Source organism: Salinicola halophyticus, from assembly GCF_003206695.1.
Lineage (GTDB): Bacteria > Pseudomonadota > Gammaproteobacteria > Pseudomonadales > Halomonadaceae > Salinicola > Salinicola halophyticus.
In genome coordinates, this window is record NZ_PZJN01000003.1 from 132887 (window position 1) to 156756 (window position 23870).

General features: G+C 61.9%; 16 protein-coding genes. 7 read left to right on the top strand and 9 right to left on the bottom strand.

The window, feature by feature from the left end; genetic code table 11:
• Positions 1-115: 115 nt before the first annotated feature.
• Positions 116-1804, bottom strand: coding sequence for a ribonuclease J (locus DOM58_RS02715; RefSeq protein ID WP_342588578.1), 1689 nt, complete (start codon positions 1802-1804; stop codon positions 116-118).
• Between the two features lie 506 nt (positions 1805-2310).
• Between DOM58_RS02715 and purU the strand changes: the two genes are divergently transcribed.
• Entirely contained in the window at positions 2311-3159 is an 849-nt protein-coding gene (purU, locus tag DOM58_RS02720; protein ID WP_110691680.1) for a formyltetrahydrofolate deformylase, read from the top strand.
• Positions 3160-3262: 103 nt separating this feature from the next.
• Here purU and dinB read toward each other — a convergent pair whose 3' ends face one another.
• Together dinB and lexA are read right to left on the bottom strand one after the other, a co-directional pair.
• The gene (dinB, locus tag DOM58_RS02725; protein ID WP_110691681.1) at positions 3263-4333 is read right to left on the bottom strand and encodes a DNA polymerase IV; all 1071 of its coding nucleotides are present in this window, start codon (positions 4331-4333) and stop codon (positions 3263-3265) included.
• A gap of 18 nt (positions 4334-4351) precedes the next feature.
• Entirely contained in the window at positions 4352-4999 is a 648-nt protein-coding gene (lexA, locus tag DOM58_RS02730) for a transcriptional repressor LexA (protein ID WP_075562032.1), read from the bottom strand.
• Positions 5000-5319: 320 nt separating this feature from the next.
• Here lexA and DOM58_RS02735 point away from each other — a divergent pair, with 320 nt between their 5' ends.
• The 3 genes from DOM58_RS02735 to DOM58_RS02745 all read left to right on the top strand — a co-directional run bounded on the left by DOM58_RS02735 (position 5320) and on the right by DOM58_RS02745 (position 7858).
• Positions 5320-5988 carry a TetR/AcrR family transcriptional regulator gene (locus DOM58_RS02735; protein WP_110691682.1) on the top strand — a complete coding sequence of 223 codons (669 nt, stop codon included), beginning with the start codon at positions 5320-5322 and terminating at the stop codon, positions 5986-5988.
• A 204-nt stretch (positions 5989-6192) separates the two neighbouring features.
• Positions 6193-7209: a beta-N-acetylhexosaminidase gene (gene nagZ / locus DOM58_RS02740; RefSeq protein WP_110691683.1), complete on the top strand. Its 1017-nt coding sequence runs from the start codon at positions 6193-6195 to the stop codon at positions 7207-7209.
• 76 nt (positions 7210-7285) lie between these two features.
• Positions 7286-7858: a hypoxanthine-guanine phosphoribosyltransferase gene (locus DOM58_RS02745; protein WP_110691684.1), complete on the top strand. Its 573-nt coding sequence runs from the start codon at positions 7286-7288 to the stop codon at positions 7856-7858.
• Between the two features lie 58 nt (positions 7859-7916).
• On the opposite strand, the gene ppsR is transcribed toward DOM58_RS02745, so the two are convergent.
• Positions 7917-8750: a posphoenolpyruvate synthetase regulatory kinase/phosphorylase PpsR gene (ppsR, locus tag DOM58_RS02750; RefSeq protein ID WP_075562036.1), complete on the bottom strand. Its 834-nt coding sequence runs from the start codon at positions 8748-8750 to the stop codon at positions 7917-7919.
• Between the two features lie 345 nt (positions 8751-9095).
• Here ppsR and ppsA point away from each other — a divergent pair, with 345 nt between their 5' ends.
• The gene (ppsA, locus tag DOM58_RS02755; protein WP_425353381.1) at positions 9096-11492 is read left to right on the top strand and encodes a phosphoenolpyruvate synthase; all 2397 of its coding nucleotides are present in this window, start codon (positions 9096-9098) and stop codon (positions 11490-11492) included.
• Between the two features lie 103 nt (positions 11493-11595).
• Here the strand turns inward: ppsA and DOM58_RS02760 are convergent, their stop codons facing one another.
• From DOM58_RS02760 to acnB, 3 genes are all read right to left on the bottom strand, one after another.
• Positions 11596-13410 (bottom strand): glycerophosphodiester phosphodiesterase, encoded by a 1815-nt coding sequence (locus DOM58_RS02760; protein ID WP_110691686.1) that lies wholly within the window; start codon positions 13408-13410, stop codon positions 11596-11598.
• Positions 13411-13652: 242 nt separating this feature from the next.
• On the bottom strand, positions 13653-14273 hold the full coding sequence (locus DOM58_RS02765; RefSeq protein ID WP_245392123.1) for a porin family protein: 621 nt from the start codon (positions 14271-14273) through the stop codon (positions 13653-13655).
• Positions 14274-14541: 268 nt separating this feature from the next.
• A complete protein-coding gene (gene acnB / locus DOM58_RS02770; protein ID WP_110691687.1) occupies positions 14542-17145 on the bottom strand; it encodes a bifunctional aconitate hydratase 2/2-methylisocitrate dehydratase in 2604 nt (867 codons plus the stop codon).
• Between the two features lie 490 nt (positions 17146-17635).
• On the opposite strand from acnB, the gene DOM58_RS02775 reads away from it, so the two are divergent.
• Positions 17636-18295, top strand: a complete 660-nt coding sequence (locus tag DOM58_RS02775) for a MiaE family protein (RefSeq protein WP_245392124.1) — start codon at positions 17636-17638, stop codon at positions 18293-18295.
• A gap of 126 nt (positions 18296-18421) precedes the next feature.
• On the top strand, positions 18422-22321 hold the full coding sequence (locus DOM58_RS02780) for an ATP-binding protein (protein WP_110691689.1): 3900 nt from the start codon (positions 18422-18424) through the stop codon (positions 22319-22321).
• A 115-nt stretch (positions 22322-22436) separates the two neighbouring features.
• On the opposite strand, the gene DOM58_RS02785 is transcribed toward DOM58_RS02780, so the two are convergent.
• Together DOM58_RS02785 and DOM58_RS02790 are read right to left on the bottom strand one after the other, a co-directional pair.
• Complete coding sequence (locus DOM58_RS02785) at positions 22437-23159, bottom strand: UDP-2,3-diacylglucosamine diphosphatase (protein ID WP_110691690.1); 723 nt, start codon at positions 23157-23159, stop codon at positions 22437-22439.
• Between the two features lie 46 nt (positions 23160-23205).
• A complete protein-coding gene (locus DOM58_RS02790; RefSeq protein ID WP_110691691.1) occupies positions 23206-23700 on the bottom strand; it encodes a peptidylprolyl isomerase in 495 nt (164 codons plus the stop codon).
• Between the last annotated feature and the right edge of the window lie 170 nt (positions 23701-23870).

The following is a 23870-nucleotide window of genomic DNA, read 5'->3' on the forward strand; positions in this document are numbered from 1 at the left end:
CCTTATTCGCTATTGTCGCTAGCGGTAAGGTCATCCAGGTCAGACCGGGTGGGTGCTGGCCAGTCGAAAGAAGCGCGTTCGTTATACAACGGACGCGCTTTTTTCTATCGATGATTCAGCGAGAAGATACCGAGCGCACTTCATATTCCGGCTGAGGGTCCGCAGGCATCAACTGCAGGTGGATTTCCGGCAGCGTCGGCAGTCGTTCGTGCAACCACTCGCGTAGAGGGCCAAAGAGCTGCTGGCGCAGTTGTAATAGCGTTTCGGCTGGAATCATGTCGATTCGATCATCCAGCCAGTCGGCCAGCGCCTCTTCGTCGAGCGGTAGCGCAACTTCGCTATCCCACAGCAGTCGGCCGATGCGAGTCCAACCGGTTTCGGTCGGCAGCACGTTGAGCGCCAGCGACAATGTCATCGCATGCTGGCGGGCCGATACCGGCGACGCTCGTTCACCGGGTCGCATGCGTGAGGCGATCAACTGAGGTCGCAAATGATGCTGGTCTTTCATTACCAGCGTCTCGGATTCCAGCGCCAGCACGTTGCCGTTCTTGACCAATTGGGGGACATGGATGCCGAGCGCCGTGGCCAGTTCGCGATGCGCTTCCTGGTGTGTGGCTTCCCCATGAACCGGCAGCAGCATTTTCGGTTGCAGCCAGGCATAGAGTTGGCGCAGTTCCTCGCGAGCCGGGTGCCCAGAGGCATGGAGCGCGGGATCCGTGTGTTCGTCATGGATGTTGACGCCGATTCGCTTGAAGCCGGCCTTGAGGCGACCGATGAGTCGCTCGTTGCCGGGAATGGCGCGAGCCGAAAAGATCACGTCGTCCTGGGGCTGTAGATCGACGGCAGAGTGTCGGCCCTGCGCCATCCGCGATAGCGCCGAACGCGGCTCGCCCTGACTGCCGGTGGCGATGATCAGCACTTCCTCGGGTAGCAGATAACCCAGATCATGCGCCGGGACCCGAGGGGGAAAGTCGTCCAGATAGCCGAGCTGGAGCGCAATCGCCACCATGCGCTCCATCGAGCGGCCGAGCAGCGCGACTCGCCGCCCAGTGTGTTCCGCGATCTTCCCCAGCGCCTTGATCCGCGCGATGTTGCTGGCGAAGCAACTGACGATGACTCGCCCGCGACAATTCTCGATGACCGCTTCCAGCGCGCTGGCAGCTTCCGTTTCGCTGCGTGAATGCCCTTCGACATCGGCGTTGGTCGAATCGGCCACGACCAGGTCGACCGGCGCCAATGCCTTGAACTGGGCAGCGGAGAGCGGCGCGCCGATTAGCGGTCGCTCGTCCAGTTTCCAGTCGCCGGTGTGCAGTATGCGGTGGCGGGGCGTAATGATCGAGAGCGCGCAACTCTCCGGTATCGAGTGCGTTACCGGCAGGAAGGTTACCTCGAACGAACCGATGGCGACGCAGGCGCCGGGTTGAATCGGCTTGAGGGCATCGGTCCTGAGGCCCTGTTCGAGAAATTTGCTACGCAGCATTTCGATCGCGAACGGGGTGGCATAGACCGGGCAGTTCCAGCGCGGCCAGATCCAGGCGAGAGCGCCCAGATGATCCTCATGGCCGTGGGTGATGAAGACCGCCGAGGGCACCATGGCATTGGTCGCCAGATGTTCGATATCGGGAATCTGCAAAGGCTGATCCGGCAGGTCCTGGCGGATCATCATGCCGCAATCGACGCCAATCCAGTTGCCGTCATAGCCGTAGAGCGACAGGTTCATGCCGATTTCACCGCAGCCACCCAGGGGATGGAACAGCAGCGGTGGGTAAGAGCGGGGGCGTATCTGCGCGCGCGGACGGAACATCGGCATCCTTAAAAGGGTGAAATCTGGTTTCACTATAAGTCATGCCTTTCGGCCCGCTCAAACCTCGCGTTGCGCTGGCCGTCATCGAGGGATCGGGTACAATGCGGCCCGGCGAGGTGTCAGGCGGGCCACAGCGACGTTATACCCTGCACGTCTGTCAGGCGTTTATAGTCGGCGCGTCGTCCGGGATTGCGTTTCTGCGTCAGGCGGAGCGCCCTCGTTTTACCAAATGGTGTCGGCGATGCCTGTGGCCGCTTCCCGATTGCCGAGCCACTCGATGTGCATCGGGGTTTTATGGAGAGGTTTCACGGGAAGGTTTCATGGTGAGGTTTCATGATGTTTGGCCTATTCGAATGGTGGCCGTTTCGCGTCGAGCCCTGATCCTGTCACGCCTTTGATTTCGAGTTCCCTGATTTGAATTTCTCTGATTTGAATTTCTCTGATTTGAATTTCCCTGACTCGAGTTTTCTGGATTCGAGCCACCCAGCAGGAGTCGCGCGAGAGTTATGTCGCACCATTATCGTCTGATCGTCTCATGCCCCGATCGCGTCGGGATCGTCTCTCGCGTGGCAGGATTCATCGCGGCACAAAACGGTTCGATCATCGAAGCCAACCAGCATTCCGACCTGGACGTCGGACGCTTCTTCATGCGTTACGATATTCAGTCGGACACCTTGAGTGCCGAGGCCTTTCGGCAAGCGTTCGCGCCCATTGCCGAAGCGTTCGAGATGACCTGGCGGCTCACCGATTCCGCCCGCCGTCAGCGCGTGGTCATCATGGTCTCGCGAGAATCCCACTGTCTGGTCGATCTGCTCTATCGCTGGTCGGTCGGGGAGCTCGACTGCGATATTCCCTGCGTGATCTCCAACCATGAGGCGTTACGCTCGCTGGTGGAGTGGTACGGGATAGCGTTTCATCACGTCCCGGTGGATCCCGACGACAAGGCTCCCGCTTTTGCCGAGACCGAACGTCTGATCGAAGCCGCGCAGGCCGATAGCGTGGTACTCGCCCGGTACATGCAGATCCTGCCACCCGATATCTGCCAGCGCTATGCGGGCCGGGTAATCAATATCCATCACAGCTTCCTGCCGTCCTTCGCCGGCGCCAAGCCGTATCACCAGGCGTTCGAGCGCGGCGTCAAGCTGATTGGTGCCACCTGTCACTTCGTCACCGAGGATCTGGACGCCGGGCCGATCATCGAGCAGGACATCCAGCGTGTGTCGCACTGCCATACACCCCAGGATCTGGTGCGCCTGGGCCGCGACGTGGAAAAGGCCGTGCTCGCCCGCGGCTTGCGCTGGCACCTGCAGGATCGGGTGCTCATTCAGGGTAACAAGACCGTGGTTTTCTCCTGACCCCGCTAGCGCCGAAAACAGGTAGCCAGACGCGAGGAGACGAGTGGCGGCTGACTGCGAGGCGGGCTGCGAGTTGGCCGTGAAAGACGCGAGGCGATAACGCTCAGGCCGCGCCCGTCGGGTCGATGTCCTCGAACAGCGTCAGCTGACGTTGATCCTGCTCCGGCAGCAGGCGCACGCCGACGCCCAACAGTCTGACCGGCCGTTCCCCGCGATGCCAGGCGCTCTCGAGCAGTTCGTGAAATCGCGCGTCGATGATCCCGCTGGCGCCGGTTTCCTGGGTGGTGCTGGCGAAGTCGTTGAAGCGTACCTTGATGAACTGCTTGTTGATGGCGGGATCCCCGTGCCGTGCCAGGCGTTCGTGCAGTTTCTCGATCAGCGGTATCAGCGCCTGATGGCAACTGGCCAGCGCGGGCAGATCGCGATCATAGGTGGTTTCGACGCTGACTGACTTGCGTTCACGAGAGACATTGACCGGTCGCTCGTCGATACCCTGGGCCAGTTCGTGAAGCCGCTGTCCGAACTTGCCGAACTGATCGAGTAACCGGTCCAGTGGCTGGGCGCGTAGATCGGCGCAGTTGGCGATGCCCAGCGAGTCGAGCTTGGCGGCGGTGGCCGGCCCGACGCCGTGAAGTTTCTTGACCGGCAGGTCGGTGATGAAGGACTCCGTCTGGTCGGGGGGAATCACGAACAGACCGTCGGGTTTGTCCCAGTCGCTGGCGATCTTGGCAAGAAACTTGTTGGGCGCGACTCCGACCGAAATCACGATGCCGGTTCTCGCCAACGCTTCCTGCTTCAGCCACTGGGCCATCCAGGTAGCACTGCCTTGAAATCGGGTGACCTCGGTGACGTCGAGGTAGGCCTCGTCGAGAGACAGCGGTTCGACCCACGGTGTCAGTTCATGGAAGATGGCCTGAATCTGCTGCGAGACATCTCGATACTTGTTGAAGTCCGGCGGAAGAATTTTCAGCTGAGGGCAGAGTCGCAATGCTCTGGCCGTGGGCATGGCCGAATGCACGCCGTAGTGTCGAGCGGGATAGTTGCAGGTCGCGACAACACCACGACGATCGGCGCTGCCGCCGATCGCCAGAGGGACTTCCTTCAGCGCGGGATCGTCGCGCATTTCGACAGCGGCGTAGAAACAGTCGCAGTCGGCGTGCAGAATCTTGCGCATGTCGCTAGAAAAGCGCGATCAATGCAGGCCGGCGCCGTTGCCGCCACGGATGACGCCGACGCCAAGCCCTTCGATTTCGAGATGCTGATGCTCGAGGTCGATCACGATCGGTTCGAAGTCGGGATTCTCGGCGAGCAGCGTGACGCGGCGCCCTTCACGCTGGAAGCGTTTGACGGTGACATCGTCCTCGAGCCTTGCGACGACGATCTGGCCGTTGCGAATCTGCTGAGTACGGTGAACGGCGAGCAGGTCGCCATCGAAAATACCGGCGTCTTTCATGGAGAGACCGCGAACTCTCAGCAGATAGTCCGCGCTCGGCGAGAAATAGTCAGCCGGTAGCGGGCAGTAGCGATCGATATGTTCGGTGGCGAGCATCGGGCTACCGGCGGCTACGCTCCCGATGATCGGCAGGCCGAGGGGGGAAGCCTCCTCCGGTTCGGGCTCGACGGCACTCGCCGGCAGACGAATGCCGCGGGAGGTGCCCGGGATCATCCGAATCACGCCTTTGCGATCCAGTGCGCGCAGATGCTCTTCCGCGGCATTGGGGGACCGAAATCCCAGTGCGCGGGCGATTTCGGCGCGCGTCGGTGGGTAACCGAATTCGCTCATTGTCTTGACGATAAAGTCATAGACATTCTGCTGCCGTGCGGTGAGGGGTCTCGCCATCGGTCTCTCCCTTGCCCGTGTCGCTATGTCAGTCAGGCGTGTGCGGGCCTGTTGAATTGCCAGGCATGTGCGGGCCTGTCGAATTGCCAGGCATGTACTGGCCTGTTGAATCGCCAGGCGTTTCGAACCTGGCATGCGACCAGGCGTGTTCATGTATACAGCCTGGAATTGTATCCAGTCATCCTCGATGAGGGAAGGGGCTTTATGGCTCCAGACTGGACCTGGCGATGGGCTGGCCGAATGCCTGATTGTGCGGGCTGTCCCCGAATGATTAGAATCATGACCGTTCTAAGTCGTTGTTCTCAGGCGCGAGGTATGAGATGGCTCCACCCGATACCGTTACTCGCATTCTCGATACGGCGGAGATCCTGTTCGCCGAGAAGGGTTTCGCCGAAACCTCGCTGCGCAACATCACTACCCGGGCCAAGGTGAACCTGGCTGCGGTGAACTACCATTTCGGATCCAAGAAGTCGCTGATCCAGGCGGTATTCGCCCGCTACCTCGATCCGTTCGCGGCGCGTCTCAATACGGCGCTCGATGAACTGGAGTCCCGCTATCGAGGTAAGCAGATCCCGCTCGAGGTCCTGCTCGAGCAGCTTGCCACCAGCGTTCTGGAGGTGCCCGCCGAGCGCAATAGCCTCAAGATATTCATGAAGCTGCTCGGGCTCGCCTATACCCAGGCTCAGGGGCACCTGCGGCGTTATATTCAGGAGCACTACGGCGAAACCTTTCATCGCTTCGTCGAGTGCCTGCGCCTGGCAACGCCGGATTTACCGGACGTCGAGCGATTCTGGCGGCTGCATTTCATGCTGGGCACGGTGGTCTTCACGCTCTCCGGCCTGGATGCGCTGCGCGATATCGCCGACAACGAATATCAGGATCATATGACGGTACGCGAGCTGATCCGGCATCTGCGCCCGGTGGTGGTTGCCGGCATGCAGGCGCCGCTCCCCGCTGCGCTGGAGACGCACGCACCGCTGGCCGATTGAAGCGATAGAACCGACGCCACAAGGCGGATGCCATAGGGCGCCAGAACAGGACGTCAGAACAGGGCGTCGAAACAGGGCGTCGAAACAGGGCGTCAGTACAGGGCGTCGGAATCGCGTGTCCGGATGGCCTTGCGTCACGCTGCCTCTGTCATGCGTCTTCGGTGTCGTCTAGAATCGGGCGCTCAATGGTCTCAGGTGTTTGCTATGACTCAACCTCTCGGTCCGGTCATGCTGGATGTGGAAGGCACGCGGTTGCGTGATGAGGAGCGCCAGTTGATCTCCCGCCCGGAGGTCGGTGGCGTCTTGCTGTTTGCCAGAAATACGCCGGATGTCGCCACCACCCAGGCGCTGATCGGCCAGATTCGCGAATGTCGTCCCGATATCCTGGTGGCCGTCGATCAGGAAGGTGGCCGCGTACAGCGCCTGAAGGATGGCGTGACGCAGATACCGGCCATGGCGACGCTGGGTCGTCAGTTCGCCGAGTCTCCCGAAGCCGCTCTGACGCTGACGCAGGATACCGGTTGGCTGCTGGGCATGGAGATGGCGGCCTGCGGTTTCGATCTGACCTTTGCCCCGGTTCTCGACCTCGATGACGATCAGTCGCCGGCGATCGGCTCTCGCAGCTTTTCGCCGGATCCCGAAGTGGTGAGCGCGCTGGCTGGCGCTTTCGTCGATGGGCTGCACGAATCGGGCCTGGTCGCGATCGGCAAGCATTTCCCGGGTCACGGTGGGGCGCGTCAGGATTCTCATTTCAAGATCGCCGAAGATCCACGGCCGTTGGCCGCTCTGCGAGAGCATGACCTGATCCCGTTCGCTCGGCTGGCAGGCAAGCTCGACGGGATCATGCCGGCGCACGTCATTTATTCCGCCTTCGACGATCGCCCGGCCGGCTTCTCCCCTAGCTGGCTGGGCATGCTGCGCGAAGAGCTGGGTTTCAAGGGCGCGATCTTCTCGGATGATTTGACGATGGCCGCGGCCCACACCGCCGGAACGCCGGGTGAACGCGCCGAGGCGGCCTGGAATGCCGGTTGCGATATGGCGGTGATCTGCAATGCCCCCGCCGATGCCCGCGCGGTGGTCGCTGCCTGCGAAGGGCGTCAGGCCCAGCGCATTGCCAAGCTACGCTATGCCCGCGCTCGTCCCAGCCTGGAGTCACTGGCGGCCATCTCCCGCTGGCGGCGTACCCATGCTCGTCTCAATGCGCTCAATGAGTCCGAATGAGCGATAGCGCTACGATATTTTCCACGGTGGCAGTGTCCTGCTCTGCCGCCGCGTTTTTCCTGGTGAATGGTAAACAATGACTGATACTCCACCGATCGATGCCTTGAGTTCGATGCAGGATGTGATGGACAACGCGGACTGCCTGATCGACCAGGTTCAGGTCGAGCAGGCGCTGGATCGCATGGCGGCCGATATCACCCGCGAACTGGGCGACAAGCTCCCCGTCTTCTACTGCGTCATGAACGGCGGGCTGATTACCACCGGACACTTGCTGACCCGGCTTGGATTCCCGCTAGAAGTCGACTATCTCCACGCCACGCGATATCGCGGCGGCATTCGCGGCGGCGAACTGTTCTGGCGCGTCTCGCCGGAGGTGCCGATGGCTGGCCGTCATGTGGTCATCGTCGATGACATCCTCGATGAAGGGGCGACGCTCGCCGCGATACTCGACTACTGCCGACAGGCCGGCGCTGCCAGCATTTCGACGGCGGTACTGGTCGACAAGCGTCACGACCGCAAGACCACGCCGGACCTCAAGGCCGACTACTGCGGGCTGGAAGTCGTCGACCGCTACGTGTTCGGTTTCGGCATGGACTACAAGGGTTACTGGCGCAACGCGCCGGGGATCTTTGCCCCTAAAGGTCTATGAGACGACGCTGTTAGTGTCTTACGGCTCGGCCCGTGCATGAGTCTCTTCTTCAGCCCGCTCAACGCGGGCTGAAGCGTCTCTGCAGCCCGGATTCGTTGATCATCCGGGTCGAGATCTCCTCGATCGAAAAGCGAGTCGTGTCGATGTAGGAGATATTGTGACGGCGGTAGAGCGCTTCGGCCTGGCCGATCTCCTGCATGCACTGGTCCATCGAGCAGTAGCGGCTATCGGGCCGTCGCTCGGTGCGAATGGCCGCCAGCCTGCGAGCATCGATGGTCAATCCGAACAGCTTGTGGCGATGCTTGGCCAGAGAGGGGGGGAGGTTGAGAATCCCGTTCTCATCGAGATCGTCTTCGGTCAGCGGATAGTTGGCCGCGCGAATGCCGAACTGCAGCGCCAGATAGAGCGAGGTGGGCGTCTTACCGCACCGCGAGACGCCGATCAGGATGACGTCCGCTTCCTGGTACTGATGCGTCCTCGCCCCATCGTCGTTATCGAGGGCGAAGTTGACCGCCTCGATCCGATGCATATAGACATCGTCGCGGCCGATGGCGTGGGTGCGGCCGACGGTATAGGTGGAATGCGTTTCCAGTTCCTCTTCCAGCGGCGCGAGAAAGGTGGAGAAGATATCCACCTTGAACGCCGATGCCTCGGCGACGATATTGCGGATCGCTTGATCGACGATGGTGTCGATGACGATCGGACGGATGCCGTCGCGTTCGGCGGTCGCTTCGATGATGCCGACCAGCGAGCGGGCCTTGTCGAGGGTGTCGATATAGGGCTTGGTCACCTGAATGAATTCGGTGTTTTCGAACTGCGAAAGCAGGCTGCGGCCGAGGGTCTCCGCGGTGATGCCGGTGCCGTCGGAGATGAAGAAAGCGGTGCGGGGCATGGCGTTCATCCAAGTGTGGCGATCAACCATTGTCGGCCCAAAATCCCCGCGCGAGCAACTCGTTGCCGTCGAGCAACGGCAACGGCAGCCGGTGACTACAGGAATGCTGCCAATCCCCGGATTCCTGTAGAAATACTCCAAACTCTACGCCCTTAAACTTCTGGCTAAGCCTATGGCCGCCTGTTAGCTTCTGGCTCCATCACGGTGCAGCGGATCGCGCCATTTTCAGTGGACCACGTTCAATGAACCACGCCCGATGAGCCATGCTCAATGAGCGTTGTTCGATGTACCGCGATCGGATGCGATCATCAGCGACGAACAGTGGCCAGTCGAGACGACCAGGAGATGACTTTGGAACCCTTCATCATTACCTTCGAGCAACTGGGAATGTCCGACGTCGAACGCGTCGGGGGCAAGAACGCCTCACTCGGGGAGATGATCTCCAACCTGGCGGACGCTGGCGTTACCGTCCCGGGCGGCTTTGCCACCACGGCCCACGCCTATCGCGAGTTTCTCGCTCATGACGGGCTGAACGATCGAATCAATGCCGAGCTTTCCCGGCTCGACGTCGATGACACCGAGATGCTGGCCAAGGTGGGCGAGAAAGTTCGTCAGTGGGTGATCGACACGCCGCTACCCCCGGCTTTCGAACAGGCGCTGGCAGACGCTTATCAGACGCTGCAGACCAGGCATCCCCAGCTCAAGGTGGCGGTTCGGTCGTCGGCCACCGCCGAAGATCTGCCCGACGCCTCGTTCGCCGGCCAGCAGGAAACCTTTCTCAATATCGACGGCTTCGACAACGTCAAACGGGCGGTTCACGAAGTCTTCGCCTCGCTGTTCAACGATCGCGCCATCTCTTATCGCGTTCACCGCGGCTATGCCCACGAGAACGTCGCACTGTCGGCCGGGATCCAGAAGATGGTCCGCTCCGAGACGGCGGCAGCCGGCGTGATGTTCACGCTCGACACCGAATCCGGCTATCGCGATGCGGTATTCGTCACCGGCGCCTGGGGTCTGGGCGAGACGGTGGTGCAGGGCGCGGTCAACCCGGACGAGTTCTACGTCCACAAGCCGACGCTGGCTGCCGGCCGACCGGCCGTACTGCGCCGCACGCTGGGATCCAAGCGGCTCAAGATGGTCTATACCGACGATACGGCCGCGGGTCGCTCGGTCAAGACCGTCGACGTCGCGCATGCGGATCGCCAGCGTTTCTGCTTGAGCGATGACGACGTCATGGAGCTGGCGCGCCAGGCGGTGACCATCGAAAAGCACTACGGTCGTCCGATGGACATCGAGTGGGCGCGTGACGGTGACGACGGCAAGCTCTATATCGTCCAGGCGCGGCCGGAGACGGTTGTATCCAATCAGCAGGTTGGCACGCTGGAACGGTTCACGCTCAAGAGCAAGAGCCGCGTGCTGGTCGAAGGCCGTGCCATCGGTCAGCGCATCGGCCAGGGCAAGGTCAAGCTAGTGGCATCGCCGGAAGAGATGCACAAGGTGCAGCCCGGCGACGTGCTGGTCACCGACATGACCGACCCTGACTGGGAGCCGATCATGAAGCGCGCATCGGCCATCGTTACCAATCGCGGCGGCCGTACCTGCCATGCGGCGATCATCGCCCGCGAACTGGGCATTCCGGCGGTGGTCGGCTGTGGCGATGCCACCGAGTTGCTGCAGGACGACGTCGAGGTGACGGTCTCCTGCGCCGAGGGCGACACGGGGCACGTCTATCAGGGCAAGCTCGAGTACGATTGCCAGACCACCAGCGTCGACGGCATGCCGGAGATCCCGTTCAAGATCATGATGAACGTGGGCAACCCGGACCGGGCCTTCGCTTTCGCGGGACTGCCCAATGAGGGGATCGGTCTGGCGCGCCTGGAGTTCATCATCAATCGCATGATCGGGGTACATCCGCGCGCGTTGATGGATTACGACAAGCTCTCGCCTGACCTCAAGCAGACCATCGACCTGCGCACCGCCGGCTACGCCGACCCGGTTAGTTTCTATGTCGACCGTCTGGTCGAGGGGATTTCCACGCTGGCCGCGGCGTTCTATCCCAAGCGCGTGATCGTGCGGCTGTCGGACTTCAAGTCCAACGAATACGAAAACCTGATCGGCGGCAAGCTCTACGAGCCGGGCGAAGAGAACCCGATGTTGGGTTTCCGCGGCGCATCCCGCTATATCTCGGACGATTTTCGCGCCTGCTTCGAGCTGGAATGTCGAGCACTGAAGCGTGTTCGCGACGAGATGGGGCTCACCAACGTCGAGATCATGGTGCCGTTCGTGCGCACGCCCGCCGAGGGCAAGGCCGTCGTCGATCTGCTCGAGGCCAACGGCCTCAAGCGCGGCGCCTCTTCATCTCCCGAAGATCAGGGTCTGAAGGTCATCATGATGTGCGAGCTGCCATCCAACGCGCTGCTGGCGGATGAGTTTCTCGAGCACTTCGATGGCTTCTCCATCGGTTCCAACGATTTGACCCAGTTGACGCTGGGGCTGGATCGGGATTCCGCGATCATCGCGCACCTGTTCGACGAACGGGATCCGGCGGTCAAGAAGCTCTTGTCGATGGCGATTCAGGCTTGCAAGGCGCAGGGCAAGTACGTGGGCATCTGCGGTCAGGGGCCTTCCGACCATCCGGAGCTGGCCAAGTGGCTGATGGAGCAGGGGATCGACTCCGTCTCCCTGAATCCGGATGCGGTGCTCGAAACCTGGTTCATGCTGGCGGGCGAAACGCTGGGCTAAGTTTGGCGGCGGAATCACCGAGCCGGCGCGATATCCTCGCGCCGGCTTTTTTGTGTGCGGATATGCCAAGCCGACCGGCAGTCAGGCCGCGAGCCGCTTTGCCTCAGGACCGTAGCCAGTTGCGCAGCTTCACCAGCAACAGTTCGCCATCCGACATCTCGCGTCGCTCGGCGAGGATGCTGGTCAGCGCCTCGGGCCGATCGGTAATGATGTTATCGACACCCATGTCGATATAGCGTGACATGTCGCCAATGCCGTTGACGGTCCACACCGCGACACTTCGGCCGGTGCCGTGGATGGTCCGTAACAGGCTCGGTGTCGCCTGGGTGTGGCGCAGGCCGATGATGTCGGCATCGGTGGTATTGAGCGCACCGGGAAGCACGAACTGCATGAACAGCGTGGTGCGCATATCGGAGTCGATCGCTTTGACCCTTTCGATGATGTCCGGCGAAAGCGAAGCGATGACGGCATGCTCGCCCATGTGGCTGGCCTTCAACTGCGCAATGACCTTGCGCGTCAGTTCCTCGGCGTTGCCGTGGGCAGGCTTGAGCTCGACGTAGAGACCGATGCGGCCCTGGGCGTTGTCGAGCACCAGCTGAAAGGTGGGGATGCGTTCGCCGATGAAGGCGTCGCCGAAGTAGGAGCCCACATCGACCCGTTCGATCTCCTCGAGCGTCATGTCGCTGATGTTGCGATCGACCCCGGTCAGCCGACTCAGATTGTTGTCGTGCGAGACCACCACCTGACGATCGCTGCTCAGACGCACATCCAGCTCGAGATAGTCCGCTCCGTCGGCGATGGCCTGATTCATCGATGCCATCGTGTTTTCCGGTGCCACCAGCGAGCTGCCGCGATGCGCGGTGATGGTGACGTGATCGTTGATCTCGAACCCATGCAGTATCCAGCCCGCCTGGCCCAGGGCAAACACCAGCAGCAGGATCTCTGCGCCCCAGGCGATGACCCCGGTGCGCCGCGGCGTGGAAGACTGACGGAATACCGTCGCTCGACCGGTAGCGCGATGGTAAAGCGTGATCACCAGCATGCTGTTGGCGGCGATGCCCAGAAAGGTGAGGGCGATCGTGGCGACGATATAGAACGCCAAGTAGGCCAGCATCGCGGGGACCAGCACGCTGTTGCGTTCGGGCAGGTTGCCGAGCAGGATGCCGCCCAGGGTATTGAACCCGACGCTGAAGACGATCGGAATGGCAGCCACGACCAGAGCGATGCCGACGACCATCAGCGCCATCCGTAGACGCCGTCCCTGGGTCAGTTCGCGGCTGCGGCGCAGCGCGGCAATCGGCTTGAGGCCGTCGAGCATCATGGCGGGCAGTGCCAGAAACCAGCGGAAGTAGAGCTTGGCGCTGAGCAGCACCAGGATCAGCAAGATGGGCGCGGCGAAGGCCAGAAATTCCCACAGTACCGGCGGCTTGAGATGAATCAGGATGTAGGGTTCGATATCGCCGAGCATGGCGCCGTACAAATGGGCCAGGCCGATGGCGAAGGGTGCCGCCAGCAACAAGTGGCTGCCGACCTGCAGAAACGTCAGGGTCACCAGCGCCGGAAAGCGTTTTAGCACATGCCAGAGCGACCCCATCGCCACCCGATAGCGGTTGCCGGCCGGACTCGAGACCACCAGCATCATGCCGGCCTGCTGCAGGAAGATCACCAGAAAGCTGAGCACGATGGCCGTCAGCAGCCAGATCAAGCCCCAGGGGGAAAGCGCCACGTCCGCGATCTGGTTATTGCTGAGTACCGGACGGCCGATGCGCTGAAGCAGGCCGGAGAGCGTGTTGGCCGATAGCGGCACCCAGACTGCCGATGCCAGCAACGTGAAGAAGAGATGGAAAGCGACCAGAGAGCGTAGATGGGCGCGGATCTGGCGGGCGATGTCTTGAATCAGCGAGCGAGGAGCTAACATGGCGTCGAGGCGGCGTTCCTTCCTGGATCGAGTGGGCTCGGCGATGATGGCGGCGAGAAAGCGTGTGTCTGTAATGTTGTCGTCAAACCGTTATCAGTTTTGTCGTCAAACCGTCATCTTTGCAAGTTCAGCCGCCGACAGACGAAAAGGTCGCCCAAGGGCGACCGGAAGACGACATGAATGGAATGGCGATAATGCGCTCTTGAAGACGTTTCGGAGCTTGCTTTCAGGGCGAGCGACGCTCAGAACATCCAGCCGACAGAGGCGGTGAAAGAGTCGACCTGGTAATCGCTGTCGAAGTCGTAGCGCTCGTATTCGGCGCGGACCAGCAGTGGACGAAAGTTGAGCTGAGCGCCCGCCCCGTAAACGGGGTCGATGCCATCATTGTCGTCCATATGGGCCGAGGCACTGTCGAGATGACCGGTGACATCGGTTTTCCATTTGGCCATGCCAGCCTTGGCGAAGAGTTCGAGCCAGTCGGTCACCGGCAGCTTGCCGACGAGACTCAGGCCGTAGGCCTGACTTTCCAGATCGGCGCTCGATCCATCATTGCCCTCGAGCCGGGTCTTGCCGAGATCGGCGTAGAAGGCCTCGGTGGCGAAATAACGGTTGTACTCGTAACCGACGAACGCCTTGTAGACATTGTCATCATCGTCGTCGATATCGAAATCGTCGCTACCGGATTCGATGAAGTCGCCGACATCACCGTCATCATTCTTCAGCGAGCTGAAGCCGGTTCCCACGCCGAGATAAAGGCCGTCGGCATTGGCCGCCTGCGCCGTGGGCGCGACCAGAAGCAGCGGTGCTGCCAGAAACATAGGGCAGAGGGCGGCCGGCAAAGCCAGCCAGGCTTGGATCTTCATCGTTGATCTCCTGATTCGAGTCCGGGTGGACTTCCCGGAACCGTGTCCTGTCGTGTCGCCACGATGGCAGACGCATCCGTGAGAATAATGAACAGCGTTTGACTATTCAACGAGGCTCGCGTCGGTTCGTGAGGCAAACCAGCGTTCGAGTCGATGTCCGAGCCCCTCGCTGGATGACGGCCGACATAACCGGCATAAAAAAACGCCCCGCATTGGCGGGGCGTTTCGGTGACCTCTTCATGAAGCTGCGAGCATCGGAAGAGTCGTATCAGGCTTCCTGGGCGGCCGGAATGATCGTTGCGGCCGCTTTCTGGAAATCCTCTATCTCATGGAAGTTCATGTAGCGGTAGATTTCTCCCGCCATGGCATTGAACTCGCCCATGGTAGCTTTGTATTCCTCGACCGTGGGCAGGCGGCCTTCTACGGCAGCGATCGCCGCGAGCTCTGCCGAAGCCAAATAGACGTCGGCGCCGTCGCCCAGACGGTTGGGGAAGTTACGTGTGGAAGTGGACACCACGGTCGATTTCGGCGCCACGCGGGCCTGGTTGCCCATGCATAAGGAGCAGCCAGGCATTTCCATGCGCGCGCCAGCCTTGCCGTAGATACCGTAGTACCCTTCCTCGGTCAACTGATGTTGATCCATCTTGGTCGGCGGTGCAAGCCACAGGCGCGTTTTCAGGCTACCGGCGGGCTGCTTCTCGAGCAATTTACCGGCGGCGCGGAAGTGGCCGATGTTGGTCATGCAGGAGCCGATGAACACTTCGTCGATCTTCTGACCGGCGACGTCGGAGAGCAGACGAGCATCATCCGGGTCGTTGGGGGCGCACAGCACCGGCTGGTCGATTTCGGCCAGATCGATTTCGATGATGGTGGCGTATTCGGCATCGGCGTCGGCGCGCATCAGACTCGGGTTTGCCAGCCAGGCTTCCATCGCTTCGATGCGGCGCTCCAGCGTGCGGCGATCGCCGTAGCCGGCGCTGATCATCCACTTCAACAGCGTGACGTTGGAGTTCAGGTACTCGGTGACGCGCTCTTCGCCCAGCGTGATGGTACAGCCGGCGGCGCTACGCTCGGCGGAGGCGTCGGAAAGCTCGAACGCCTGCTCGGCGGTGAGATCCTCGAGGCCCTCGATTTCCAGAATGCGACCGGAGAAGATATTCTTTTTGCCGGACTTGGCGACCGTCAGGTGGCCCTGCTGAATCGCGTAGTAGGGAATCGCGTGGACCAGATCGCGCAGGGTGATGCCGGGCTGGCGCTCGCCCTTGAAGCGGACCAGCACGGATTCCGGCATGTCCAGCGGCATGACGCCGGTGGCTGCTGCGAAGGCGACCAGACCCGAACCCGCCGGGAACGAGATGCCCATGGGGAAGCGGGTATGGGAGTCACCGCCGGTGCCGACCGTGTCCGGCAGCAGCATGCGGTTGAGCCAGGAGTGGATGATGCCGTCGCCCGGACGCAGCGAGACGCCACCTCGATTCATGATGAAGTCGGGCAGCGTGTGGTGGGTCTCGACGTCGACCGGCTTGGGGTAGGCGGCGGTGTGGCAGAACGACTGCATCACCAGGTCGGCCTGGAAGCCGAGACACGCCAGATCCTTGAGCTCGTCGCGGGTCATCGGCCCGGTGGTGTCCTGGGAGCCGACCGTGGTCATCTTCGGCTCGCAGTACATGCCGGGGCGCACGCCATTCATGCCGCAGGCCTTACCGACCATCTTCTGAGCCAGAGTAAAGCCTTTGCCGGTATCGACCGGCTGCTCCGGCAGACGGAAGATAGCCGATGCCGGTAGACCGAGTTCGTTGCGCGCTTTTTCGGTGAGACCGCGACCGATGATCAGCGGGATACGGCCGCCGGCGCGCACTTCATCGAGGATGACCTGAGTCTTGAGTTCGAAGGTGGAGACCACTTCGGCACTGTCGTGACGAGTCACCTTGCCTTCATAGGGGTAAACGTCGATGACGTCGCCCATGTCCAACTGCTCGACGTCCATCTCGATCGGCAGGGCGCCGGCGTCTTCCATGGTGTTGAAGAAGATCGGGGCGATCTTGCCGCCGAAGCAGAAGCCGCCGGCACGCTTGTTGGGCACGTAGGGGATGTCGTCACCGAAGAACCACAGCACCGAGTTGGTGGCAGACTTGCGCGACGACCCCGTGCCGACCACGTCACCGACGTAGGCGACCGGAAAGCCCTTGGCCTTGACCGCGTCGATCTGCGTCATGGGGCCCTTGGCGCCAGCGACTTCGGGCTCGATGCCGTCGCGTGCATTCTTGAGCATGGCGTTCGCGTGCAGCGGAATGTCGGGGCGCGACCAGGCATCCGGTGCCGGCGAGAGATCGTCGGTATTGGTTTCGCCCGGCACCTTGAACACCGCGATGCTGATCTTCTCGGGCAGAGCCGGCTTGGCCAGGAACCACTCGGCGTCGGCCCAGGATTCCAGCACGCTCTGCGCCACGGCGTTGCCATTTTTGGCGCGTTCCGCGACATCGTGAAAGGCATCGAACATCAACAGGGTGTGCTTGAGCTGCTCTCCGGCTTCCTGGGCCAACTCATTGTCGTCGAGCAGTTCGACCAGCGTGGCGATGTTGTAGCCACCCTGCATGGTGCCCAGCAGCTTGACCGCGTGAATCTTGTCGATCAGCGGGGAATTCGCCTCGCCCTTGACGATGGCGGTAAGGAACCCGGCCTTGACGTAGGCGGCCTCGTCGACGCCCGGCGGCACGCGGTCGGTAATCAGTTCGAGCAGAAATGCTTCTTCGCCGGCCGGGGGCTGCTTCAACAGCTCGATCAGTTGGGCGGCCATTTCGGCATTCAACGGTTTCGGTGGCACGCCTTCCAGGGCGCGCTCCTCGACATGTTGGCGGTAAGCTTCAAGCACGGGGAGATCCTCATCGAGTGTTGGAGCCCGCATGAGCGATACGGTACAGGCGCCACTACATGGTTACCTGCTGGTCGGCCATCAGTCGGCGGAGACAGTTCGGTTGCCATGAGCGGGTTCGGCTGCCATGGATCGGCTGCGGTGGGCGCCGCGGAGTCTACGACAAACTGTCGACAATGTTAAGGAGCGGCGACTTGAAGCGCTTTATTCCTCCGAGTAAATGACACCAATGTCTTAAAATTGGGTATCGCAGTCTGTCAGGGCAGGCGCTACCATGACGGTGATTCGTCGAGTCCACTGTGATTCAACGCATTGGGCCAGGCATCGGAGCGGCCGAGTAAGCTGCCGTCATGACGCCAGTGGCAGTGTCCTTCTTCACGGCATTTCGCGTTCTCGACGGATCGCTTCCTCGGCGTCAGTCGTAATGACTCTCGACGTCTCTCGTACCCACTTTCCAGTCGATCGACTGCCCGTCGATCGCTGAACGTCAATGACTATCGGACGAATGACTGCCAATACCGAAACCGTGACCGACGACTTGTTGCCTGCCGAACTGCTGGCGTTTTTGCCGTGCGATACACCGCAGCGCTGGATAGAGGCGGCGCTGGAGAATCCAGCGCTGCTGCTGATCGATCACGCGCAGTGTGAGAAGAAGGCCGCGTCGACGGCGATGAGTCTGATGTTTCGTTACGTCGACCGCCCCGAGCTGCTGACCAAGATGTCGCAGCTGGCGCGGGAGGAGCTGCTTCATTTCGAACAGGTGGTCGGGTTGATGCAGGAGCGCGGGATCGATTACTCGCATATCCCGGCCTCTCGTTACGCTGAAGGGTTGCGAGAGCACGTGGCCCGCGAAGAGCCGCAGCGATTGATCGACATCCTGATCGTCGGTGCATTCATCGAGGCCCGCTCGTGTGAACGCTTCGCCCGTCTGATTCCCCATCTCGACGAGCCGCTGGCCAGATTCTATCGCTCCCTGGTGCGTTCGGAAGGCCGGCACTTCGAAGATTATCTCGGGCTGGCGGAACGCTATGCTGGCAAGGCCTTCGTGGCGGAACGCGTTGCCCGGTTCGCGGCCCATGAACAGGCGCTGATCCAGAGCGAAGACGCCATGTTTCGCTTCCATAGCGGTGTACCCGCCCTGACGGAATGAGCGTTCGACGCCGATCACTCTGGCCGTTGTGATCGATAGCTGCCGTGATCGAAAAAAGCCGTCGAAACGGGGCGCTTCGTCGATAAGCCACTGGCGATTCCAACTTCCATCGGATAACGGATCACAATGAACCCAAGTCGAGCCACAACAACAATCGCGCTCTTCGGACATTTCAGTTATCAGCGCAACGCGCAGAGCCTGACGCAATTCAGTTACGACAAGGTCAAGGCCTTGCTGGTCTATCTGCTGCTGCAGGAAACCCCTGTCAGTCGTGCCGCGCTGGCGGAAATGCTGTGGCCGGACCAGGGCGTCAAATCGGGACGGACCAATCTTCGCCACGCCTTGCACTGTCTGCGTCACAGTCTCGGTGATCTCGCCGAGGCTTCGTTGTCCGTTACCCGTCAGACGATTACCTTCGAGCTGCCGCTCGCGGTCTCCTGGGATCTGCGGGAGGCCGAGCGGCTATTGCAACGACCGCCCACCGTCGAGACGTTGGAGCAACTGCTCGACCACTACCGCGGCGATCTGCTGGCGGAGCTGCATCTGGGGCAGTGCGTCGCCTTCCAGCAATGGCTGGTACGCACTCGGGGCGAATGGCGTCAGCGCCTGATCGAATACGCCGAGCGTGTGCTCGAGACATCGGCAGCACTGCCGGAGGCGCTGCTGCGCACACTCATTCATCGAATCCCCGACTACGGTCCCTTTCACGAGCGGCTGGTACGACAACTGGCCGAACACGGCCAGTTCGCTGCGGCACGCGAGCAGTTCAACGCCTTTCTTCAGCACCTGGCACTATCCGGGCAGCAGCCCGAGCCCGGCTTTCTGCAACTGGCGCGGTTCTGGTCCGAGGTACCTGCCCGGGGTTTGGGCGGCGACTGGCCGAATCCGGCGAGCGGGTCCACCCCTACGGGTGGCCAGCAGGGCGTCTACGGCTACGCGACGGATGACATCGACTACCGTCAGATCACCGTCATGGCGATCGCGCTACGCCCCGAAGAAGCCGGCAACGATCTCGGCCGGGCGCTAGCTTGCCTGAAAGCACAACAGCAGCTGTTTGCCTGGCTGGAAACCCAGTGTCGCCATCTTGGCGGTTTCTGGCAGGCCGCTGTGGGCAGCGGCATTGGGCTCGCCTGCTTTGGCACCCACGGTCCGACCCACCAGCTGGCGGAGCTGGTCGCGCTGTTCGAGCACTGTCGTCAAGGGTTGTCGCATGAGCTCGAGAACGTGTGGGACGGTGGCGAACCGCCCCCGCGTTTTACGTTGACGGCCGGGCTGGATAGCGGGCGGGTGATCTGGCTGCCTGAACGCCAGTCGATAGACCCCTTCGGTGACGTCACGCAGGTGGCGCTGGCGATGATGGCTGCCGCTCAGCGCAGCGAGCTGGTCATCTCGCTCAACGCCAGCCAGCATCTGCCGCCGGCGTTCGATCTTCAGTCCCGGCTGGCGCCTCGCCTGATCAGTAGCGACGGCCGGGTTCAGCGTCGCGGACTGGTGCTCACCGCGGGCGGCGCGGGGCGCGACACGCTGCCGCCCAATCTGCTGGGCCGCGAGGGAGAGCTACGCCAGCTGCGCGACGCCCTGGCTCGGGTGTCGCTGGGGCTTCGTCAGAGTGTGCTGGTACTGGGCGATACGGGTATCGGCAAGTCCGCGCTGATGATCCATTTTCGCGAGTACCTGCAGCACGAAGATGCGGCGGTGTTCTGGCGGCCCACCACCCGGCTTTCCAGCCAGACTTCCTACGGACTGATTCAGTCATTGCTGAGGTGGCATCTCGAGCAGGAGCCGAGTCGTGAAGTCCTGGAAACCCTGATCGATCGCACCCGAACGCTCGACAAGATCGGTGGCGAGCGCCGCCAGCTCTTGATCGACGTGCTGGGGCGCGAGCCGCTGGCTCGCGAGGACGCCGACGAGGCGGTGGAGCTGGTCACGCAGCTGATCCAGGCGGTGATTCTCGAGATGACTGCCTCCCGGCGCCCGCTGGTGATCATCGTCGACGATCTGCAGTGGCTCGATGAACCATCGCTCAAGGTGATACAGAACCTCCAGGCCAGGCTGCCGATTCATACCGCGTCGCTGCTGGTCGCCTCGCATCAGAACCGGGAGGTGCCTTCGGTCAGGTTGAACTGGGATCAACAGGTGGTGCTGGGGCGTCTCGATACACGCCAGTCCTCGGACATGCTGGATTATCTGGGCCGAAAACATCGTCTCAAGCTGAATCCTCGCTTACGCCAGCAACTGATCGAGCGCTGCGAAGGCGTTCCGCTCTACCTGCAGGAGCTCTGCCGGCGACTCGAGATCGATCGGCGCGAAGGACGTCGACTGGACGTCGCCAGCTTGCCCAGCGGCCTGCTGGGGTTGCTGGCGAGCCGGATCGATCAGTTGCAGGGCAGTCGCCAGGTGGCGCACATGGCGGCGACGTTCGGGCGACAGTTCGAGGCCGGCATGCTGCGCGAGTGCCTCGAAACCGATGACACCGCGCTCAAGGTGGCAATCGAGCAGATGCGACGATTGGAGATCATTGAGCCCTGCGAGACCTACCCCTACGATTTCCAGTTCACCCATCCCTTGCTGCAGGAAGCCGCCTATCTCTCTTGCCCACAGGATGTGCGTATCGTGCTGCACCAGCGGGTCGTCGAGCTGATCGAGTCCCGCTACCCCGCCTGGATCAGCCGTCATCCCGGTGATTTCGCCGAACATCTGCGGCGCAGCAGGGATGCGGCGCGGGCCGCGCGCTACTTCGAAATGGCGGCGAGAGGCGCGCTCAAGGTCAGTGCCAATCGCACCGCCCTGAAGATGGCGGAATCGGGTCTCGACTGTCTGGGAACTGCCGACGGCGCCGAGCGTCAGGTCAGCTTGCTGACGGTGAAAGGGCAGGCCTGCTATGCGCTGGAGGGGCACGGTTCACCGACGGCGCACGAGAGCTTCCTGCAGGCACAGAAGCTTTGGCAGGGCTCGCCCCTCGACGAAGAAGAGGCGAACGATCAGGCATTTCTGGTGACCTGGGGGCTATGGGTCGGGGCCAGCCAGCGCCACGCCAACCAGGAAGCGGAGTCACTGGCGCTGCAGCTGCGCGACCTGGCACAGCGCATCGACGACGCCCGGTATCACCGTCTGGCGCTTTACGCTCGCGCCCACGGGGAATACTGGAGCGGCCAGGTCGCGCTCGCCTACGAGCATCTCGATCAGATCGATCCGCTCAATCGGCCGATGGTGCTGGAATGGCTGCCGTACTCCGATCATCCGCAGGTGGCGGCGGCCTGCTATCAGAGCTGGGCGCTGTGTCTGCGTGGCGATTACCGTCGTGCCGAACAGCAGATGGAAGCCGCCATTCGACTCGCCGAATCCGTGCGTCATCCCGGCTCGCTGGCGATGGCGCTGATCTTCGCCGCCTCGCTCTATCGCCAACTGGGTCACGTCCATCTGGCGATAGAACGCGGGCGCCGCGCCCATGAAATGACCCGCACCGCCGATCTCCAGCGCTGGCACTGGGAGGCTGAATGCGTGCTGGGATGGGGTCAGTCGTTGGCAGGGGAGGCGCAGGGCTTTCGGCGAATCGAAGATAGCGTGCGTCAGCTCAGTGAGCTGACCGGTCGCGAGCCCTGTCAGCGCCCCTTCCTCTGGTACGGCGATGCCTGCCTGGCTCTCAACGATGTGGCGCGTGCGGTGGCCTATCTCGAGCCCTGTCTGCGTCAGGCGAGATCGCGGCGTTCCCTGATGATGCCGCAGATATCGCTGCAGATGGCTCGCGCCAAGCATCGCATGGGCGACGAGATTTCAGAGGTGGCCGCGCTGATCGAGGAAGCGAGGAGCTGGGCCATCGATGCCGGCAGCCCTCACATGGAACTGAAAAGTCTCGAGATGTGGCTTTCCCTGGTCGATCCGGCAGATACCGACAAGCGGCATGCGTTGCGCTACCGGCTGGGGGAAGTGGCGCTGTCCGATGCGCCGGTGCTGACCCGCTGGCGGACACTGCTGGACAATGTCAGTGCCACGGCTCGTCAACCGGACTATCAATTCTCGTCCTGACGTTTGGCATGGCCCCGCTGCAGAAACCGCAGGCTGCAGCGCCTGGACACAGGCCGCATTGACAAAAACGCCCGGCTTCGAGCCGGGCGCTTTTTTACCATCGATGTTGCCGCGATCAGATCGCGAACGACTCGAGCGTCAGCGTGTCGTCTTCCACTCTCAGCTGCCAGCCCTGGCCGGGGCGCCAGTCGCCCAGCACATAGCGTGTGGCCGGCTCGCCGTCGACGCTGAGATCGTGCACTGCCGGGCGATGGGTGTGGCCGTGAATCATGATCTTCACGTCGTGACGCTGCATGAGCTCCACGACGGCCTCGGGGGTGACATCCATGATGTCTTCGGCCTTGTTGGTATTGGCCTCGCCGGACTGTTCCCGCAACTTGCCGGCCAGCGCCAGCCGCTCCTCGACCGGCATCGCCAGAATCTGTGCCTGCCAGGCCGGGTTGCGGGCCTGTTGGCGAAAGGCCATATAGGCTTCGTCGCGAGTGCACAGACTGTCGCCGTGCAGCAATACAACGCGCTGACCGGCCAATTCGACCACCGCGGGATCTTCCAGCAGGGCGCAGCCGCTGTCGGCGGCAAACGCTTCGCCGATCAGGAAATCCCGGTTGCCATGCATGAACGCCAGGCGGGTGCCTGACGCCGAGCAGGATTTGAGCTCGGCGATGATCTGCTGCTCGAAATCGCCACGATAATCATCGCCGATCCAGGCCTCGAACAGGTCGCCGAGGATGGTCAACGATGATGCCTCTCGCGCCGGACCGCGTAGATAGTCGATGAAACCCTTGGCGATATCCGGCTGCGAAGGATGAAGATGGAGATCGGCGATCAGCAGTTGCATACGGCGATTCATTCCTGTCGGTGGTCGGCTGGCGTCGGATGAGAGGTCAGGATTTGACTTCGGCACGTTCGATGACGACGTCATCCGTAGGAACATCGCTGTGCATGCCGCGACGCCCGGTGGCGATCTGGCGAATATTGTCGACCACGTCCATGCCATCGACGACCCGACCGAAAACGCAGTAACCCCAACCCTGCACGCTCTTGTCGCGGTGGTTGAGGAAATCGTTGTCGCCCACGTTGATGAAGAACTGGGCGCTGGCGGAGTGGGGATCCTGCGTCCGGGCCATGGCCACCGTGCCTTTCTGGTTGGTCAGGCCGTTATCGGCTTCGTTGTCGATCGTGGCGCGAGTGGGCTTCTGCTCGAAGTCCGTATCGAAGCCGCCACCCTGAACCATGAAGCCATCGATCACGCGATGGAACAGCGTGCCGTCGTAGTGGCCTTCCTTGACATACTGTTCGAAGTTGGCAGCGGTCTTGGGAGCCTTGTCGAAATCGAGTTCGAGCGTGATGGCGCCGTGATTGGTATGCAAAACGATCATCGAAAATCCTGAGCGATTCGAGCGAGGGAAAGGTGGCGGCCGGCTTGCCGCCGGCTGCGCGCGTCACGCTATAATAGCGGTTTTGGGGCGGCGGGAGAAACCGCTGTCCGCGCGTGTTAACCTGCCGTTAAAAGGGTGGCGCCTAAAGGGCGCACCGTTGGCTGAACATT

Bases quoted from the DNA above. Each gene is read 5' to 3' on its own strand.
- DOM58_RS02780 (WP_110691689.1), top strand. From the start codon at position 18,422: ATGAACCCAAGTCGAGCCACAACAACAATCGCGCTCTTCGGACATTTC.
- DOM58_RS02735 (WP_110691682.1), top strand. From the start codon at position 5,320: ATGGCTCCACCCGATACCGTTACTCGCATTCTCGATACGGCGGAGATC.
- purU (WP_110691680.1), top strand. From the start codon at position 2,311: ATGTCGCACCATTATCGTCTGATCGTCTCATGCCCCGATCGCGTCGGG.
- ppsA (WP_425353381.1), top strand. From the start codon at position 9,096: ATGACTTTGGAACCCTTCATCATTACCTTCGAGCAACTGGGAATGTCC.
- nagZ (WP_110691683.1), top strand. From the start codon at position 6,193: ATGACTCAACCTCTCGGTCCGGTCATGCTGGATGTGGAAGGCACGCGG.
- DOM58_RS02775 (WP_245392124.1), top strand. From the start codon at position 17,636: ATGACTATCGGACGAATGACTGCCAATACCGAAACCGTGACCGACGAC.
- DOM58_RS02760 (WP_110691686.1), bottom strand. From the start codon at position 13,410: ATGTTAGCTCCTCGCTCGCTGATTCAAGACATCGCCCGCCAGATCCGC.
- DOM58_RS02790 (WP_110691691.1), bottom strand. From the start codon at position 23,700: ATGATCGTTTTGCATACCAATCACGGCGCCATCACGCTCGAACTCGAT.
- DOM58_RS02785 (WP_110691690.1), bottom strand. From the start codon at position 23,159: ATGCAACTGCTGATCGCCGATCTCCATCTTCATCCTTCGCAGCCGGAT.
- DOM58_RS02715 (WP_342588578.1), bottom strand. From the start codon at position 1,804: ATGTTCCGTCCGCGCGCGCAGATACGCCCCCGCTCTTACCCACCGCTG.
- ppsR (WP_075562036.1), bottom strand. From the start codon at position 8,750: ATGCCCCGCACCGCTTTCTTCATCTCCGACGGCACCGGCATCACCGCG.
- dinB (WP_110691681.1), bottom strand. From the start codon at position 4,333: ATGCGCAAGATTCTGCACGCCGACTGCGACTGTTTCTACGCCGCTGTC.
- DOM58_RS02765 (WP_245392123.1), bottom strand. From the start codon at position 14,273: ATGAAGATCCAAGCCTGGCTGGCTTTGCCGGCCGCCCTCTGCCCTATG.
- DOM58_RS02745 (WP_110691684.1), top strand. From the start codon at position 7,286: ATGACTGATACTCCACCGATCGATGCCTTGAGTTCGATGCAGGATGTG.
- lexA (WP_075562032.1), bottom strand. From the start codon at position 4,999: ATGGCGAGACCCCTCACCGCACGGCAGCAGAATGTCTATGACTTTATC.